Here is a 17,615-nt window from a genome sequence, read left to right as displayed (position 1 = left end):
CGTTAAACGTATCCCGTTTGTCGCAAACCGGGCACACCGGCAAGCGGAAAACGAGGCCATAAAAACAGCCCGTTGTCGGACCCGTCCTTCCCACAAGGAGTGTCGATGCCACGATGTCAGCAGCGCCTGCAGATCATCGGCCTGTGCCTTGCCGCCGGCCTGATGGCGAGTGCATGCGATCCCAAGCCTCCCGCGCCGAAGGCCTCCGCCACCGCCGGCGCCACCGGAGCAAGCCCCACGGGCGTCGCCCCGGCCGCCTCCGGTGACAAGGTCGAATCCTCCGCATCCCATCAAGGCCCGTCCGAAGGCGGCGCGGCCGTGGGCGGCATGAGCGGCCCGGGCGGCGCCAGCGGCACCTCCGGCGCGGCGCCCGCGCCCAGCGGAGGCGACGGCACGGCGCCCAAGTAGCGCCGCCAGATTCATTCGAATTCGAGTTACCCGCCAGAAGAAAAGAAGACCACGATGAAAAACTCCATCACTTCACCGCCGCAGGGGGTTCCGTCATGGACATGAACCGCCGGCAATTCTTTCGCGTGAGCAGCGCGGGGCTGGTCGGCTCCAGCATCGTCGCGCTCGGCTTCTCGCCGACCGCCGCGCTGGCCGAGGCCCGCAACTTCAAGCTCGCGCGCACCACCGAGACGCGCAACACCTGCCCGTACTGCTCGGTGGGCTGCGGGCTCATCATGTACAGCCTGGGCGACAAGGCGAAGAACGTGGTGTCCGACATCCTCCACATCGAGGGCGATGCCGATCACCCCGTCAACCGCGGCACGCTGTGCCCCAAGGGCGCCGGCCTGCTCGACTTCGTGCACAGCCCCATGCGCCTGAAATACCCCGAGGTGCGCGAACCCGGGGCCACGGAGTGGAAGCGCATCGGCTGGGACGAGGCGCTCGACCGGATCGCCAAGCTGCTGAAGGCCGACCGCGACGCGAACTTCCAGACCACCAACGCCGACGGCAAGACCGTGAACCGCTGGACCAGCTCCGGCATGCTCTGCGCCTCGGCCTCGTCCAACGAAACCGGATACATCACGCACAAGGCATTCCGCTCGACCGGGATGCTGGTGTTCGACAACCAGGCACGCGTCTGACACGGACCCACGGTGGCCAGTCTGGCCCCGACGTTCGGCAGAGGCGCGATGACCAACCACTGGCAGGACATCCAGAACGCGGATGTCGTGCTGATCATGGGCGGCAATGCCGCGGAGGCGCATCCGTGCGGCTTCAAGTGGGTCATCGAAGCCAAGAAACAGAACAAGGCCCGCCTGGTGGTGGTCGACCCGCGCTTCACGCGCTCGGCCGCCATGGCCGACTACTACGCGCCGATCCGCGCGGGGTCGGACATCGCCTTCCTCGGCGGGGTCATCAACTTCCTGCTGACCAACGACAAGATCCAGACCGAGTACGTCCGCAACTACACCAACGCGACCTTCATCGTCGGCCCCGACTACAAGTTCGAGGACGGCCTGTTCAGCGGCTACAACCCCGAGAAGCGCAACTACGACCCCAAGTCGTGGGGCTACGCGCTCGACGAGCAGGGCATGGCCAGGGTCGACATGAGCATGCAGGACCCGAACTGCGTGCTGCAGGTGATGAAGCGGCACTACGCGCGCTACACGCCCGAGATGGTGAGCCGCATCACCGGCACGCCGCAGGACAAGTTCCTGAAGGTGTGCGAGTACATCGCGAGCACCAGCACCTCCCAGCGCACCATGACCATCATGTACGCGCTGGGCTGGACGCAGCACAGCCAGGGCTCGCAGATGATCCGCACCGGCGCCATCGTGCAGCTGCTGCTGGGCAACATCGGTGTGCCCGGCGGCGGCATGAACGCGCTGCGCGGCCACAGCAACATCCAGGGCCTGACCGACCTGGGGCTGCTGTCGAACTCGCTGACCGGCTACATGTCGCTGGCGCGTGACAACGAGCAGACGCTGGAGGACTACTACAAGACCCGCGCGCTCAAGCCGCTGCGGCCCAACCAGATGAGCTACTGGCAGAACTATCCGAAGTTCTTCGTCAGCATGCAGAAGTCGTGGTGGGGCGACGCGGCCACGGCGGAGAACGACTGGGCCTTCCACTACCTGCCCAAGATCGACAGGCTCTACGACGTGCTGCAGGCCTTCGAGCTCATGAACCAGGGCAAGCTCAACGGCTACATCTGCCAGGGCTTCAACCCGGTGGGCTCGTTCCCCGACAAGAAGAAGATCGTCGACGGGCTCTCCAAGCTCAAGTTCCTGGTCACCATCGATCCGCTGCAGACCGAGACCAGCGAGTTCTGGCGCAACTTCGGCGAGTTCAACGACGTCAAGACCGCCGACATCCAGACCACGGTGTTCCGCCTGCCGTCCACCTGCTTCGCGGAGGAGGACGGCTCGCTCACCAACTCCAGCCGCTGGCTGCAGTGGCACTGGAAGGGCGCGGAGCCGCCGGGCGAGGCCAAGGGCGACATCGAGATCGTGGCGGGCATCTTCAACCGGCTGCGCGCGGCCTATGCGAAGGACGGCGGCGCCTTCCCCGACCCGATCGTCAAGCTCACCTGGCCCTACAAGATTCCGCACTCGCCCTCCGCGCAGGAACTGGCCATGGAATACAACGGCCGCGCGCTGGTCGACCTGACCGACCCGAAGGACCCGACCAAGCCGCCGCTGGCCAAGGCCGGCGAGCAGCTCTCGGGCTTCGGCCTGCTGCGCGACGACGGCAGCACCGCCAGCGGCTGCTGGATCTACGCAGGCGCATGGACGCAGGCCGGCAACCAGATGGCGCGGCGCGACAACGCCGACCCGTACGGCATCGGCATGGTGCAGAACTGGGCATGGGCCTGGCCCGCGAACCGGCGCATTCTCTACAACGGTGCCTCGACAGACCCGGCCACCGGCAAACCGTGGATCGCGAAGCGCGGCCTGGTCTCGTGGAACGGCAAGCAATGGGCCGGGGCCGACGTGCCCGACATCCGCCCCGACGCGAACCCGACCGACGCGGAGGCGGTGCGCCCCTTCATCATGACCGCCGAGGGCGTGGCGCGCCTGTTCGCCCCCACCGGCATGGCCGAGGGGCCGCTGCCCGAGCACTACGAGCCCTTCGAGTCGCCGCTGGTGAACAACCTGATGCACCCGAACAACGAGAAGGCGCGCGCCAACCCCGCGGCGCGCATCTTCAAGGGCGACCTGGAAAGGCTCGGGGTGCCGAAGGACTTCCCGTACGTGGCGACCAGCTACCGGCTCACCGAGCACTTCCACTACTGGACCAAGAACGTGCGCACCTCGGCCATCATCCAGCCGCAGCAGTTCGTCGAGATCGGCGAAGAGCTCGCGAAGGAGAAGGGCATCGGCCACGGCGACATGGTCAAGGTGTCGAGCAAGCGCGGCTACATCAAGGCCGTGGCAGTGGTCACCAAGCGCATCGTGGGGCTGCAGGTGGACGGGCGCACGGTCCATACCGTGGGCCTGCCGAACCACTGGGGCTTCGTGGGCATCGCGAAGCCGGGGTATCTGGTGAACACGCTGACGCCGTTCGTGGGCGACGCGAACACGCAGACGCCGGAGTACAAGTCCTTCACAGTGAACATCGAGAAGGCCTGAACGATGTCCTCTCTTCAAACCCTCGACATCGCCGCCCGCTCGGCCACGACCACGCCGTCGCCGGAGATCCGTCACCGCCCGCAGGTACAGCCGGTCGCGAAGCTGATCGACGTGTCGGCCTGCATCGGCTGCAAGGCCTGCCAGGTCGCGTGCATGCAGTGGAACGACCTGCGCGACGAGGTCGGCACCACGCATGGCACCTACGACAACCCGGTCGACCTCACGCCCGCCTCCTGGACGGTGATGAAGTTCTCCGAGGTGGAGCCCGAGGCCGGCAAGCTCGAATGGCTGATCCGCAAGGACGGCTGCATGCACTGCGACGACCCGGGCTGCCTGAAGTCGTGCCCGGCGCCAGGCGCGATCGTCAAGTACGCCAACGGCATCGTCGACTTCATCAGCGAGCATTGCGTGGGCTGCGGCAACTGCGTCACCGGCTGTCCCTTCGACGTGCCGCGCATCAGCAAGGCCGACAACAAGGCCTACAAGTGCTCGCTGTGCTCCGACCGCGTGGGCGTGGGCCTGGAGCCGGCCTGCGTGAAAGCCTGCCCTACCGGCGCGCTGCACTTCGGCACCAAGGAAGACATGCACGAGTACGCCTCGGAGCGCATCGTCGACCTGAAGGAGCGCGGTTTCGCCAACGCCGGCGTGTACGACCCGGCGGGCGTGGGCGGCACGCACGTGATGTACGTGCTGCAGCACGCCGACCGGCCGCAACTCTACGCCGACCTGCCGAAGGACCCGCACATCAGCCCGCTGGTGTCGCTGTGGAAGGGCGTGGCAAAGCCGCTCGCCATGGTCGCCATGATCGGCGCCGTGGTGGGCAGCTTCTTCCACTACATGAAGACCGGCCCCATCGAGCCCAAGGAAGACCACCCCGACGCCGACCGCGACGGCAGGCCCGACGACGTGGTGGTGATCGAGGAGCCGCCGGCCCCGGCTACTTCGGCTCCGCCCACCGCGCCCCGCGCATGAGGAGAAGAACGCGATGACACGCTACTACCTTCGCCGCTACCGCGACGCCACGCGCATGAACCACTGGTTCGTCGCGATCATGTTCTTCGCGGCGGCGCTCTCGGGCCTGGCCTTCTTCCACCCGAGCCTCTTCTTTTTGAGCGCGCTCTTCGGCGGCGGGCCATGGACGCGCATCCTGCATCCCTTCATGGGCCTGCTGATGGTGCTGGGCTTCGTGTTCCTGTTCTTCACGATGTGGCGCGAGAACACCCTCGACCGAAGCGACCGCGACTGGCTCGCCAACGCGCCGAAGATGCTCAAGGGAGACAAGTCGGGCATGCCGGCCGTGGGCAAGTACAACGCCGGCCAGAAGCTGGTGTTCTGGGCCTTCGGCATCAGCCTGCTGCTGTTGCTGGTGACGGGCTTCATGTTCTGGAGCCCGTGGTTCGTCGGCTTCTTCCCGATCCTCGTGCGGCGCATCGCAGTAGTGGTGCACGCGGCCTCGGCCGTGGTGCTGATCCTCTCGGTCATCACGCACATCTACGCCGCCATCTGGGTCAAGGGCACGCTGCGGGCAATGACGCGAGGTACGGTCACCGAAGGCTGGGCAAAACTCAACCATCCGCTCTGGCATCGCAAAATGACGCGAGGTGAGTGATACTGCGCCGATGACGAGTTCCACCGGCAGCCCACCGCCGATCCGGACCACCCGCGTCCTCGAGCCCGAGCAGATCGCGATGCAGGCCGGACGGCAGATGCCGTTCCTGCGCCTGCCGGTGCGCGCCCTCGCCTTCTCCGACCGGCAGCTTCGCCTGCGCCAGCTCGCCGCCTCGCATCCGATGCGCGAGTACCTGATCTTCATCGCCGACCTCGCGCAGGCGCAGCACCAGGTGCTGCAGGACTACGCGCCAGTCGGGCTGCCCGAGGCCGAAGCGCTCGAAGCCGCCGCGAAGGTGCTCAAGCCGCCGATGCCGGCTTTCGGCTGGACACGCGACCCCGTGTGGCTGAAGGAGCTGCGGCGGCTGCTCGCTCTCTTCCGCGCACGGCTGCCCGAAGGCCCCGCACGCGACACGCTGGACCGCGTGGCGGCCGCCGACGATGCATGGATCGACGCGCAGGCTGACCGGCTCTCGCGCCGCATCATGTTCGGGCTCAACCTCGCCGCCGCGCCGCTGATCGCCGCGGGGCTGCAGGCCTACTGGACGCAGCTGGTGCTGCAGGTGGCCGAGAGCGCGGGCGAGAACAGCTACGGCCGCACCGACCCCGGCAACGAATGCCCCTGCTGCGGCAGCGCACCCACGGTGAGCATCACGCGCATCGGCGCCGACGAGGCGGGCTTCCGCTACCTGCACTGCTCGCTGTGCGGCACCGAGTGGCACTACGTGCGCATCAAGTGCACGCATTGCGAGAGCACCAAGGGCATCCATTTCGAGTCGCTGTCGCCGCAGCCCGGCGTGGAAGTGCCCGCCACCGGCGCGCGCGAGGGCGCGGTGAAGGCCGAGTGCTGCGACAGCTGCGGCCACTACCTCAAGCAGGTCGTGATGGAAAAAGACCCCGAGGTCGAGCCTGTCGCCGACGACCTGGCGAGCGTCACGCTGGATCTGCTCGTGTCGGAAGCTGGCCACCAGCGCAGCGGCCACAACCTGATGCTCCTTTTCGGCGAGCCCGAAACATGACCTTCCCCCCAGGCTTCCCGCACTTCGTGTCGGTCCGCCAACCCCCTACCGGGGGCAGGCCGGCCGCTTCGGGCGGCCGGGCGCGCCGGCCCCCCGACGACGGCGGAGGCGGCTGATGGCGATGCCCGAAGAGTCCGTGGTCCACGGCTCGACGGCAAGGCCCCAGGATCTGCCTTCTGTCGATCAATTGCTGCGCCTCGCCGTGCCGGGCGCCTTGCTGGCCGAGCATGGCCATACGCTCGTGGTGAAAGAGGCGCGTGCGCTGCTCGATGGCCTGCGCGCGAAAGCCGTTGCGGGCAAGCTCGCCGCTGCGGAGGTGCAGCCTGATGCACTGGGCGGCGCGCTCGCCGCGCGTATCCAGTCGCGCCTCGCGCCGCGCATGAAGGCGGTGCTGAACCTCACGGGCACAGTCATCCACACCAACCTGGGCCGCGCATTGCTGGCCGACGCTGCGCTGCAGCGGCTGCTCGCGGTGATGACATCGCCCAACAACCTCGAATACGACCTCGCCACCGGCAGCCGCGGCGACCGCGACTCGCTGGTCGAAGAGCTGCTGTGCACCATCACCGGCGCCGAGGCCGCCACGGTGGTCAACAACAACGCGGCCGCCGTGCTGCTGACCATCGCCGCGCTGGCGCGCGAACGCGAGGTGATCGTCTCGCGCGGCGAGCTGGTGGAGATCGGCGGCGCCTTCCGCATGCCCGACGTGATGGCCAGCGCGGGCGCGCGCATGGTCGAGGTCGGCACCACCAATCGCACGCACCCGCAGGACTACGAGCGCGCCATCAACGAGCGCACTGCCCTCGTGATGAAGGTGCACACCAGCAACTACGCGGTGCAGGGCTTCACCGCCGCCGTAGACGAGGCCACGCTCGCGGGCATCGCGCATGCGCGCGGCGTGCCACTGGCCACCGACCTGGGCAGCGGCTCGCTCATCGACCTCGCGCGCTATGGCCTGCCGCGCGAGCCGCTGCCGCAGGAGATGCTCGCGGCCGGCTGCGACGTGGTCACCTTCTCGGGCGACAAGCTGCTGGGCGGCCCGCAGGCCGGCCTCATCGTGGGGAGCAAGGAGGCCGTCGGCCGCATCCGCAAGTTCCCGATGAAGCGCGCGCTGCGCATGAGCAAGCTGCCGCTGGCGGCGCTCGAAGCCACGCTGTCGCTGTACCTGCGGCCCGAGCGCCTCGCGCAGGACCTGCCGACGCTGCGGCTGCTCACCCGCCCCGCCGATGCGATCCGGGAGATGGCCCAGGCGCTGCGCGAGCCGGTGCAGGCGGCCGTGGCGCCGCGCTTCACCGTCGAGGTGGTGCCGCTGCTCGGGCAGATCGGCTCCGGATCGCTGCCGGTCGAGCGGCTGCCTTCGGCGGGCCTTGCGATCGCGCCGGCCGGCACTTCGAAGAAGGGCATCGGCACCGCGCTCGATGCCCTCGCCACCGCGCTGCGCGGCCTGCCGCTGCCGGTGATCGGCCGCGTCGCCGAAGACCGCCTGCTGCTCGACCTGCGCTGCCTGGAAGACAGCGCCCCGTTCACGGACCAGCTCGCCACTCTGCGCGAGCGCCTCCTGTAGATCGATTCCCTCAACCGCCTCCCTGGAGAAAGCGATGAACCCCCTCGACGTGCTCGCCGGTATCGAAACGCAAACGCTGAAGCCCCTGGCCCAGCGCACCGACGCCGAGGCACGCTTTCCACGAGAGACGATCTCGGCGCTGGGCGAGGCCGGCCTGCTCGGGCTGGTCTCGGCCGCGTCGGTCGGCGGCCAGGGCCTGGGCCTGAAGGAGGCCGCGCAGGTGGTCTCGCGCATCGCGCAGACCTGTCCTTCCACCGCGATGATCGTGTGCATGCACTACTGCGCCACGGCAGTGCTGGAACAGTTCGGCCCCGAGGAAACGCGCCGCGCGATCGCCAAGGGCACGCACCTGAGCACGCTGGCCTTTTCGGAGGCCGATTCGCGCAGCCATTTCTGGGCGCCCACCGGCACCGCGCGCGCGGACGGCGGCAACGTGGTGCTCGATGCGCGCAAGAGCTGGGTCACATCCGCCTTCGAGGCCGACAGCTACGTGTGGTCGAGCAAGCCGCTCGCCGCCGAAGGGGCCAGCACGCTGTGGCTGGTCGATGCCAAGTCCGACGGCCTGAGCCAGCCCGGCCGCTTCGACGGGCTGGGCCTGCGCGGCAACGCCTCCACGCCGATCACAGCGAGCAACGTGCGCATTCCCGCGAGCGCTCGGCTCGGCGAGGATGGCAAGGGCTTCGACACCATGATGGGCGTGGTGCTGCCATGGTTCTCGGTGCTCAGCGCCGCCTGCTCCACCGGCTTGATGGAAGGCGCGCTGCAGGCCGCCATCGGCCACGTGGGCCAGACGCGGCACGTGCACCTCGATTCGTCGCTGGCCGACCTGCCCACCATCCGCGCCTACCTTGCGAAGGCGCGCATCAAGGCCGACATGGCGCAGGCACTGTTGGACGACACCATCGCCGCCATCGGCGCGGGCCGTGCCGACACCATGCTGCGCGTGCTCGAAGTGAAGGCTGCGGCCGCAGAGTCCGCCTTGGAAGTCACCGACATCGCGATGCGCGTGTGCGGCGGCGCGGCCTTCCGCAAGGAGGCGGGCATCGAGCGCCTCTTCCGCGACGCCCGCGCATCGAGCGTGATGGCGCCGACCTCCGACGTGCTCTACGACTTCATCGGCAAGGCCATCACCGGCTTGCCGCTGTTCTGAGGAAAGGATCGACTCCATGCCCGAACCCACGCTGATCATGGGCGCCGTGGCCTACGCGCCCAAGGTCGTCACCATCTGGGAAGGCTTCAAGGCCTTCTTCGCGAAGAACGGCCTGGCCTTCGACTACGTGCTGTATTCGAACTACGAAAGCCAGGTCGAGGCGCAGTTCGACGGCACGCTGCACCTCGCATGGAACTCGCCGCTGGCCTGGGTGCGCGCCGAGCGCATCGCGCGCAGCCGGGGCCTGAAGGTGCAGGCCGTGGCCATGCGCGACACCGACTGCGACCTTCGCTCGGCCATCGTCGTGCGCGCCGACAGCCCCGTGCAGTCGCTGACAGACCTGCGCGGCAAGACCGTCGGCCTCGGCGCACTCGATTCGCCGCAGGCCACGCTGATCCCGCTCGACCACCTGCGCAGCGAAGGCCTGGTGAAGCAGCGCGACTTCGAGGCTCGCTACTTCGACGTGCTCGGCGGCAAGCACGGCGACCACATCGGCGGCGAGCGCGACGCGGCACTGGCGCTGATGGCGGGCGAGATCGACGCCTGCTGCCTGATCGACGGCAACCACCTGGCCTTCGGCCTCGACGGCACGCTGCCGCCGGGCAGCACCCGCGTAGTGGCGCGCACCGGCGCCTACGACCACTGCAACTTCACCACCAGCCCCGGCGCGCCGGCGGCGCTGGTCGACCGCTTCGTCTCGCTGCTGATGGCGATGCGCTGGGACGACCCGCAGGTGCGCCCGCTGCTCGAGCTCGAAGGACTGCGCGAATGGCGCACCGGCCGCACCAGCGGCTATGCGCTGCTCGAACGCGCGGTGGACGACGAAGGTTTCTACGACGGCGATGGCCGCATCACCAATCCCGACTATCGATATTGAGTCGCTGGGCCTCGACCAGGGCGCCCTGCTGCTCATCCGCCGCGCACTGGCCGAACGGCCGGTGCGCGGCGAGCTGCGCGTGCGCGGACGCTCGCCGGACTGGCGCATGCACCTGGAGGCCTGGTGCCGGAGCCAGGGGCATGCGCTGCGCTTCGATGCAGAAGATGCAGTGGTCACACGCGGCCCGCATGCCGAGGGCCGCTGGCTCGGCGCGCAATCGACCGGCAACGCCGACGATGTCCCCGCCGAAGACGCCGCTTCCGGCTGGGGCCTGGCCGCGCGCGGTGCCACGGTGGAAGCCGGCAGCCCGCCCTTCTTCTTCGCGCTGCACCGCCGCGACGAACTCTGGGCCGCGACGGCCGGCGAGCTCTACAGGCAGGCGGCCGCGGCCCAGTGGGACCCGGCAACCGCCATCGACTGGGACGCGCCCTTCGAGCTGCCGGACGCCGTCGAGGCTGCAGTCGTGCAGGTGATGACGTACCTCATCGAGAACGAGAACGCCGCGCTGCTGGTGCCGGCGCGCCACCTGGGGCAGATCCACCCCCATTTCCGCGAGGTGCTGCAGTTGCTGGCGCTGCAGTGCGCCGACGAGGCGCGGCATGTCGAAGTCTTCACCCGGCGCGCCACGCTGCGCGGCCACCGGCCCGCGCTCTCGACCGCGGGCGGGCAGGCCTCGCTGCGCACGCTGTTCGACGCGCCCGATTTCTCCATCGCCACCTTCCTGCTGGCCGTGCTCGGCGAAGGCAGCTTCGTGAACCTGCTCAACTTTTTGCACGCGCACGCGCCCGACCCGGTGACCCGGCAGATCGCGCGACTCGCCGCACGCGACGAGGCGCGCCACGTCGCCTTCGGCATGGCGCATCTGGAATACCGGCTCTCGGTGCAGCCCGACTACCAGGTGCGGCTGCGCAACGCCATCGAGCTGCGCTACGACACGCTGGCCGGCACGGCGGGCCTCAACGAGGAGGTGTTCGATTCGTTGGTGCTGCTCGCGGCCGGCGAACTCTCGCCCGCTGCCGTCGCGCGCGGGCACGCAGCCGTGCAGCAATTGCAGCGCGACATGGCTGCAGGGCGCCGGGCGCGGCTCTCGCGGCTGGGCTTCGGGCCCGACGAGGCGCAGCGCCTCGCCGAGCTGCACACCCGCAACTTCATGTGACGGCACACCCACGATGATCATCGGCACCGCAGGCCACATCGACCACGGCAAGACCACGCTGGTGCGCGCGCTCACCGGCGTGGACACCGACCGCCTGCCCGAGGAAAAACGGCGCGGCATTTCCATCGAGCTCGGCTATGCGTACCTGCACGCACCCGACGGCGTGTCGCTGGGCTTCGTCGACGTGCCGGGCCACGAGCGCCTGCTGCACACCATGCTGGCCGGCGCGACCGGCATCGACCACGCACTGCTGGTGGTGGCGGCCGACGACGGCGTGATGCCGCAGACGCGCGAGCATTTCGCGGTGGTGGCGCTGCTGGGCGTTCGCTCGGCGACGGTGGCCATCACCAAGATCGACCGCATCGATGCCGGCGTGCGCGAGGCGCGGCTCGCGGAGGTGCGGGCCGGCATCGCTGCCCTGCTAGCGCCCACGCCGCTGGCCGGTGCCCCGATGCTGGCGGTATCTGCGACGACGGGCGAAGGCATCGATGCGCTGCGCGAGCGGCTGCTCGACGTGGCGCGCCAGGAGCGCGCGCGAGAAGACGACCTGGCCTTCCGGCTCGCGGTGGACCGGTCGTTCAGCCTCTCGGGCGTGGGCACCGTCGTCACCGGCACGGTCTTCAGCGGCACGGTGCGCATCGGCGACGAGCTGCGCATCGCGCCGGGCAGCCGCACGGTGCGCGTGCGCGGCATCCATGCGCAGAACCAGCAGGCCGAATCGGCACATGCCGGGCAGCGCTGCGCGCTCGCACTGGCCGGCATCGGCAAGGACGAGGTGCATCGCGGCGAGTGGATCTGCGCGCAGTCCGTCGCGCTCGCCTCGGCGCGCATCGACGTGCTGCTCACGCTGTGGCCCGACGAGGCGAGGTCGCTGCGCTCGGGTGCGACGGTGCATGCGCACCTGGGCGCGAGCGACGTGATGGCATCGGTCGCGCTGCTCGACCGCGATGCCCTCGCGCCCGGCGAGACCGCGCTGGCCCAGCTGGTGCTGCGCGAACCCGTAGGCGCATGGCACGGCGACCGCGGCGTGCTGCGCGATGCCTCGGCCACGCGCACGGTGGCGGGCGTGCACGTGCTCGATCCCTTCGCGCCGGTGCGCTATCGCCGCACGCCCGAGCGGCTGCGGACGCTGGCGGCATGGGCCATCGACGACCGCGCTGCCCGCGTGACCGCGCTGCTGCACAACGCGCCGATGGGCATCGACACCGCGCAGGTGGTGCGTGCGCTCTCGCTGGCCGACGAAGAAGCGCTGCCGCTGCCTGCCGACGCGGTGCGCATCGGCCATACGGCGATCGCTCGGTCGCACCTGGGGGCGCTCGAAGAGCAGATCGCCGAGCGCCTCGCGGATTTCCATCGCACGGCGCCCGACGAGGTCGGCCCCGACGCCCGCCGCCTCAAGCGCCTGGCCGGGCCGCGCACCGACGACGCGCTCTGGCGCCATGCGCTCGACGAGTTGATCGCGCGCGGCACGCTGGTGCGCAGCGGCACATGGCTGCATCTGCCGGACCACGCCGCGCGCCTCAACGAGGCCGAGCAGAAGCTCGCGCAGAAGCTGCTGCCCAGGCTGGCCGATGGCGGCTTCGATCCGCCATGGGTGCGCGACCTTGCGAAGGACTGCGCGGCGAGCGAGGCGATGGTGCGGCAGACGCTCGCAAGCCTCGCACGGCGCGGCGAGACCTTCCAGGTGGTGAAGGACCTGTACTATCCGCTGGCGACCGTGGAGCGCCTCGCCGCGATCGCGCGCGATTGCCTCGACGGGCCGGCGGGCCTGGAAGCCGCGAGCTTCAGGGACGCGACCGGGCTGGGGCGCAAGCGCGCGATCCAGCTGCTGGAATTCTTCGATCGTGTGGGCTACACGCGGCGCGTGAAGGACACGCACCTGCTGCGGCCCGACACGGCGTTGTTCGGGGCGAGGCCGTGAACGACGAAATGAGTCATGGAGGGAGATCGTCCCTGGTGGGGCGGCCGGGCTTCAAACCCGGTTGGTGGCGCCAGCCGTCGCCGGGAAGGTTCGACTCCTTCCTCCCTCCGCCGTTTTCTTTGTCTAGCTCCTCCCCCCTTTGGGGGAAGGTTGGGATGGGGGCAAGCGACGCTGATTTTTGCGCGGTGCTTCATCGACCGCCGCTTGCCCCCACCCCTGCCCTCCCCCAGCGGGGGAGGGAGAAATGCGGGGCGCTACGGCACCACGTGCAGCGAGGGCTCGCCGGCTTCCACACGGCCGATGACGGCCGCGCGCGAGAAGCCCTCGTCACGGAAGACCTTCAGCACCGCATCGACCGCATCGGGCGCGCAGCTCACGAGCAGGCCGCCCGAGGTCTGCGGGTCGCTCAGCAGGTTCTGCGTGGTGGCGTGCAGTCCGGGCGCGAGGCTCACCTCGGCGCCGTAGCCGGCCCAGTTGCGGCCCGACGCGCCGGTGACGAAGCCTTCGGCGGCCATGGCCAGCACGTTCTCCAGCAGCGGCACCTTCGACCATTCGACGACGGCCCTGAGCTTCGCGCCGCGCGCCAGTTCGAGCGTGTGGCCGGCCAGGCCGAAACCGGTGACGTCGGTCAGCGCGTGCACGCCGTCGAGCGCCGAAAGCGCGATGCCGGGCGTGTTGAGCTTCGTCGTGCTTTCGATGAGCTGGCGGTAGCCGGTCTCGGAGAGCTGTTCCTTCTTGAGCGCGGCGGAGAGCACGCCCACGCCCAGCGGCTTGCCCAGCACGAGCACGTCGCCGGCCTTCGCGTCGGCGTTGCGGCGCACGCGCTCGGGGTGCACCAGGCCCATGGCGACGAGGCCGTAGATCGGCTCGACCGAATCGATGGTGTGGCCGCCCGCAATCGGGATGCCAGCCGCGCGGCACACGTCCTGCCCGCCGCGCACGATCTCGGCGATGACCTCCACCGGCAGCTGGTTGATCGGCATGGCCACGAGCGCCAGCGCCATGATCGGGCGCCCGCCCATCGCGTACACGTCGCTGATCGCGTTGGTCGCGGCGATGCGGCCGAACTCGTACGGGTCGTCGACGATGGGCATGAAGAAGTCGGTGGTCGCGATCAGCGCCTGCTGGTCGTTGAGCCGGTAGACGGCCGCGTCGTCGGCGGTCTCGATGCCCACCATGAGCTCGGGCGGAATCAGCCCGCCGGCCTGGTTCTTCAGGATCTGCGACAGCACGCCTGGCGCGATCTTGCAGCCGCAGCCGCCACCATGCGAAAAGCTCGTGAGGCGCAGGGGCGCGAGCGGGTTCATGAGAGTCGGGTTCATGGCGCGATTATCGAATCGGGCCCGCTTTCTACAATCCCGTCCTTTCCAAAACCGCAAGCCTCCGAGGCGCATCCATGAAAAAGACACTCACCCGACTGGCCCTTGCCCTGAGCTTCTGCGCCGCAAGCGCCGGCGCCTTCGCGCAGGGCGTGCTGCGCGTCTCGGCCATTCCCGACGAGGCGCCCACCGAGCTTCAGCGCAAGTTCACGCCGCTGGGCGACTATCTCAAGAAGGAAACCGGCATGGACGTGCAGTTCACGCCCGTGACCGACTACGCCGCCGTGGTCGAGGGCCTGGCCACCAACAAGATCGACCTGGCCTGGCTCGGCGGATTCACCTTCGTGCAGGCGCGCATCCGCACCAACGGCGGCGCGGTGCCCATCGTGCAGCGCGCGGAGGACGAGGTGTTCACCAGCAAGTTCATCGTGCCGGTTGACAGCACCGCCAAGACGCTGGCCGACCTGAAGGGCAAGACCTTCGCCTTCGGCGCGCCCTCCTCCACCTCGGGCAGCCTGATGCCGCGCTACTTCCTGCTGCAGGCTGGCATTAACCCCGAGAAGGACTTCAAGACCGTCGCGTTCTCGGGCGCGCACGACGCCACCGTGGCCTTCGTGGCCGCCTCGCGCGCCGAGGCCGGCGTGCTCAACGCGTCGGTGTGGGACAAGCTGGTGGAGGCAAAGAACCCCAACGCCGCCAAGGTGCGCGTGCTGGCCACCACGCCGACCTACTACGACTACAACTGGACGGTGCGCCCCGGCCTCGACCCCGCGGTCACGAAGAAGCTGACCGACGCCTTCCTCAAGCTCGACCCGGCCAACCCGGCGCACAAGGAAATCATGGCGCTGCAGCGCGCGAGCAAGTTCATCCCGACCAAGTCGTCGAACTACGACGGGATCGAGACGGCGGGCAAGTCGGCCGGCCTCATCAAGTGACAGGCAAGCCGGACAAGCTGAGCGGATGAGCTTTTCGCTGGACGGCGCGGGCGTCGTGCATCCCAACGGCCAGCGCGCCCTGGCCGGCGTGACGCTGGCCGCGCGCGACGGCGAACGCATCGCCGTCATCGGGCCTTCGGGGGCAGGAAAGACCACGCTGCTGCGCGTGCTCGGCGCGGCGCTGCGGCCCACCGAGGGCGAGGTGCAGGCGCTGGGCACCAGGCCTTGGCAGCTGCCGGCCGCAGCGCTGAAGAAGCTGCGCGCCCGCATCGGCACCGTGCACCAGTCGCCGCCCATTGCGCCGAGGCTGCGCGTGGTCACCGCCGTGCTCGCGGGGCGCCTGGGCGAGTGGTCGACGCTGCGCGCGCTGGGCTCGCTTTTCCATCCATCGGACATCGCCGGCGCGCACGAGGCGCTCGCGCGGCTGGGCTTGGAAGAGCGGCTCTTCGAGCGCTGCGACCGGCTCTCCGGCGGCCAGCTGCAGCGCGTGGGCATCGCGCGCGTGCTGTACCAGCGGCCGGCGCTGCTGCTGGCGGACGAGCCGGTGTCCGCGCTCGACCCCACGCTGGCCGACGCGGCCATCGGCCAACTCGTCGCGCAGAGCGAATCGACGGGCGCGACCCTGATGGCCTCGCTGCACGCGGTGGACCTCGCGCTGCGCTGGTTTCCGCGCATCGTCGGCATGCGCGGCGGCGCGGTGATGTTCGACCTGCCGGCCGCACAGGTCACGCCCGGGATGCTCGATGCGCTCTACGCGAGCGAAGGCGGCATCGCGACGCAACGACCGCTGCCGGCGGGTGCCGCAACAGTCGCGGTAGTGGAGGCGGCCTTCCACCGGCCGGACTGCCCTTGAGCACGGCCGCAGCTTTGCGCGATCCGCACGCCGCGCGCCGGCTGGCTGCATGGACCGCCGCGCTGGTCATCGCATGGCCGATGCTGGCGCTGTCCGAGTTCAAGCCGTGGGCGCTGTTCGGCAGCGGCAATCTCGCGGTCATCGGCGGCTTCCTGGCGGGCTTCTTTCCGCCCGATGGCTCGCCGGCGTTTCTCGCCCTGCTCTTCAAGGCTACGCTGGAGACGCTGGCCATGGCCACGGCCGGCACTGCCCTCGCATTGCTGATCGGCGCGCCGCTGGGCTTCGTGACGACGCGCGCGCTCTCCATCTCGCGCATCGGACCGGGGCCGAGCCGGGTGCAGGCCGGCGTCGTTCGGCAGGCCGCGCGCTGGCTGCTGATGGTGCTGCGGGCGATTCCGGAAATCGTCTGGGCGCTGCTCTTCGTGCGCGCGCTCGGGCTCGGGCCGGCCTCGGGTGTGCTGGCGCTGGCCATCACCTACGGCGGGATGCTGGGCAAGGTCTACGCGGAGATCCTCGAATCGGCCGACACGCGCCCGGCCCGCGCGCTGCTCGAAGGCGGCAGCGGCCGGCTCGCGGCGCTGTGCTACGGCCTGCTGCCGAACACTGCGCAGGAGCTGGCCTCGTACACCGTCTACCGCTGGGAATGCGCGGTGCGCGCCTCGGTGGTGATGGGCTTCGTGGGCGCGGGCGGCCTGGGGCAGCTGATGGACCAGTCGATGAAGATGCTCAACGGCGGCGAAGCCAGCAGCATCCTGCTGGTGTTCCTGGCGCTGGTGCTGCTGGCCGACCTGCTGAGCAGCGCGTTGCGGAGGCTCTTGGCATGACACAGATGCTGCCTCCGCGCCCGGCGCCGTGCTGGCGCTGCCGCATCGCCCTGCTGCTGATCGGCACGGCGGTTGTCGCGAGCTTCGCCTACCTGGGCATCGACTACCGCGCGCTCGGTTCGATGGAGTCGCTGCGGCTCATGGGCAAGTTCATCGTGGAGTTCTTCCCGCCGGACCTCTCGCCCGATTTCCTTGCCAAGGCGGGCACCGGCGCCCTGCAGACGCTGGCGGTATCGGCCCTCGGCACCGTGCTGGCCGCGCTCGCGGGCGCGGTGCTGGCCTTGCCCGCATCGGGCCGCGCAGGCTGGCTGCCACGCCATGCCGCACGCTTTGCGCTCAACTTCCTGCGCAGCGTGCCCGAGCTGGTGTGGGCTGCGCTGATGGTGCTGGCCGCCGGCATCGGCCCCTTCGCGGGTGCGCTGGCGCTATCGCTGCACACCACGGGCGTGCTGGGGCGCCTGTTCGCCGAAGCGCTGGAGAACGCGCCGCGCGAGCCCGAGCAGGCGCTGACGCTGTCGGGCGCGAATGCAGTCACTGCCTTCAGCTACGCCAGCCTGCCGCTGGTGCTGCCGCAGTGGGTGGCATACACGCTCTACCGCTGGGAGATGAACATCCGCATGGCTGCCGTGCTGGGCTTCGTGGGCGGCGGCGGGCTGGGGCAGCTGCTGTACTTCCACCTGTCGATCTTCCAGCAGCAGCAGGCGATGACGGTGCTGATCGCGATGTTCGTGCTGGTCACGCTGGTGGACTTTGCCAGCGCTCGCTTGCGTAAAGGACTTGGACCAGCCTACGCCTGATCCCCCGTCAC

The 17,615-nt window shown here is 69.6% G+C and carries 15 protein-coding genes and 1 tRNA gene; 15 read left to right on the top strand and 1 reads right to left on the bottom strand.

Annotated features, from left to right (window positions below; all coding sequences use genetic code 11):
- Positions 1-105: 105 nt before the first annotated feature.
- The 11 genes from EJP67_RS26815 (at position 106) to EJP67_RS26760 (ending at position 12,986) form a co-directional block, all read left to right on the top strand.
- Positions 106-408, top strand: a complete 303-nt coding sequence (locus tag EJP67_RS26815) for a hypothetical protein (RefSeq protein WP_126024775.1) — start codon at positions 106-108, stop codon at positions 406-408.
- A gap of 95 nt (positions 409-503) precedes the next feature.
- Positions 504-3,581: a formate dehydrogenase-N subunit alpha gene (gene fdnG / locus EJP67_RS26805; protein WP_165909710.1), complete on the top strand. Its 3,078-nt coding sequence runs from the start codon at positions 504-506 to the stop codon at positions 3,579-3,581.
- Positions 3,582-3,584: 3 nt separating this feature from the next.
- Positions 3,585-4,553: a formate dehydrogenase subunit beta gene (fdxH, locus tag EJP67_RS26800; RefSeq protein ID WP_126024772.1), complete on the top strand. Its 969-nt coding sequence runs from the start codon at positions 3,585-3,587 to the stop codon at positions 4,551-4,553.
- A 13-nt stretch (positions 4,554-4,566) separates the two neighbouring features.
- The gene (locus tag EJP67_RS26795; RefSeq protein ID WP_126024771.1) at positions 4,567-5,190 is read left to right on the top strand and encodes a formate dehydrogenase subunit gamma; all 624 of its coding nucleotides are present in this window, start codon (positions 4,567-4,569) and stop codon (positions 5,188-5,190) included.
- 10 nt (positions 5,191-5,200) lie between these two features.
- Complete coding sequence (gene fdhE / locus EJP67_RS26790) at positions 5,201-6,208, top strand: formate dehydrogenase accessory protein FdhE (protein ID WP_126024770.1); 1,008 nt, start codon at positions 5,201-5,203, stop codon at positions 6,206-6,208.
- 115 nt (positions 6,209-6,323) lie between these two features.
- On the top strand, positions 6,324-7,772 hold the full coding sequence (gene selA, locus EJP67_RS26785; protein ID WP_126024769.1) for an L-seryl-tRNA(Sec) selenium transferase: 1,449 nt from the start codon (positions 6,324-6,326) through the stop codon (positions 7,770-7,772).
- 34 nt (positions 7,773-7,806) lie between these two features.
- Positions 7,807-8,922, top strand: a complete 1,116-nt coding sequence (locus EJP67_RS26780; RefSeq protein WP_126024768.1) for an acyl-CoA dehydrogenase family protein — start codon at positions 7,807-7,809, stop codon at positions 8,920-8,922.
- Positions 8,923-8,938: 16 nt separating this feature from the next.
- A complete protein-coding gene (locus tag EJP67_RS26775; protein WP_126024767.1) occupies positions 8,939-9,799 on the top strand; it encodes a phosphate/phosphite/phosphonate ABC transporter substrate-binding protein in 861 nt (286 codons plus the stop codon).
- The gene (locus tag EJP67_RS26770; protein WP_126024766.1) at positions 9,765-10,955 is read left to right on the top strand and encodes a ferritin-like domain-containing protein; all 1,191 of its coding nucleotides are present in this window, start codon (positions 9,765-9,767) and stop codon (positions 10,953-10,955) included. Before EJP67_RS26775 ends, EJP67_RS26770 begins: the two co-directional genes overlap by 35 nt.
- A gap of 13 nt (positions 10,956-10,968) precedes the next feature.
- On the top strand, positions 10,969-12,876 hold the full coding sequence (selB, locus tag EJP67_RS26765; RefSeq protein ID WP_126024765.1) for a selenocysteine-specific translation elongation factor: 1,908 nt from the start codon (positions 10,969-10,971) through the stop codon (positions 12,874-12,876).
- 17 nt (positions 12,877-12,893) lie between these two features.
- Positions 12,894-12,986: transfer RNA gene (locus EJP67_RS26760), tRNA-Sec, on the top strand.
- A 144-nt stretch (positions 12,987-13,130) separates the two neighbouring features.
- Here the strand turns inward: EJP67_RS26760 and selD are convergent.
- Entirely contained in the window at positions 13,131-14,198 is a 1,068-nt protein-coding gene (gene selD / locus EJP67_RS26755) for a selenide, water dikinase SelD (RefSeq protein ID WP_240650791.1), read from the bottom strand.
- Positions 14,199-14,272: 74 nt separating this feature from the next.
- Here selD and EJP67_RS26750 point away from each other — a divergent pair, with 74 nt between their 5' ends.
- From EJP67_RS26750 to phnE, 4 genes are read left to right on the top strand one after another with little or no spacing between them, the layout of a single operon-like run.
- Positions 14,273-15,130 carry a putative selenate ABC transporter substrate-binding protein gene (locus EJP67_RS26750; protein ID WP_126024764.1) on the top strand — a complete coding sequence of 286 codons (858 nt, stop codon included), beginning with the start codon at positions 14,273-14,275 and terminating at the stop codon, positions 15,128-15,130.
- 25 nt (positions 15,131-15,155) lie between these two features.
- Positions 15,156-15,983 (top strand): phosphonate ABC transporter ATP-binding protein, encoded by an 828-nt coding sequence (locus tag EJP67_RS26745; RefSeq protein WP_126024763.1) that lies wholly within the window; start codon positions 15,156-15,158, stop codon positions 15,981-15,983.
- A complete protein-coding gene (locus EJP67_RS26740) occupies positions 15,980-16,807 on the top strand; it encodes a PhnE/PtxC family ABC transporter permease (RefSeq protein WP_126024762.1) in 828 nt (275 codons plus the stop codon). The genes EJP67_RS26745 and EJP67_RS26740 overlap by 4 nt, the downstream gene beginning before the upstream one ends.
- Positions 16,804-17,604, top strand: a complete 801-nt coding sequence (phnE, locus tag EJP67_RS26735; RefSeq protein ID WP_126024761.1) for a phosphonate ABC transporter, permease protein PhnE — start codon at positions 16,804-16,806, stop codon at positions 17,602-17,604. The genes EJP67_RS26740 and phnE overlap by 4 nt, the downstream gene beginning before the upstream one ends.
- Positions 17,605-17,615: the final 11 nt, after the last annotated feature.

The sequence above is a fragment of the Variovorax guangxiensis genome, from assembly GCF_003952165.1.
Lineage (GTDB): Bacteria > Pseudomonadota > Gammaproteobacteria > Burkholderiales > Burkholderiaceae_C > Variovorax > Variovorax guangxiensis.
This window is presented reverse-complemented; position numbering and strand designations above follow the sequence as displayed.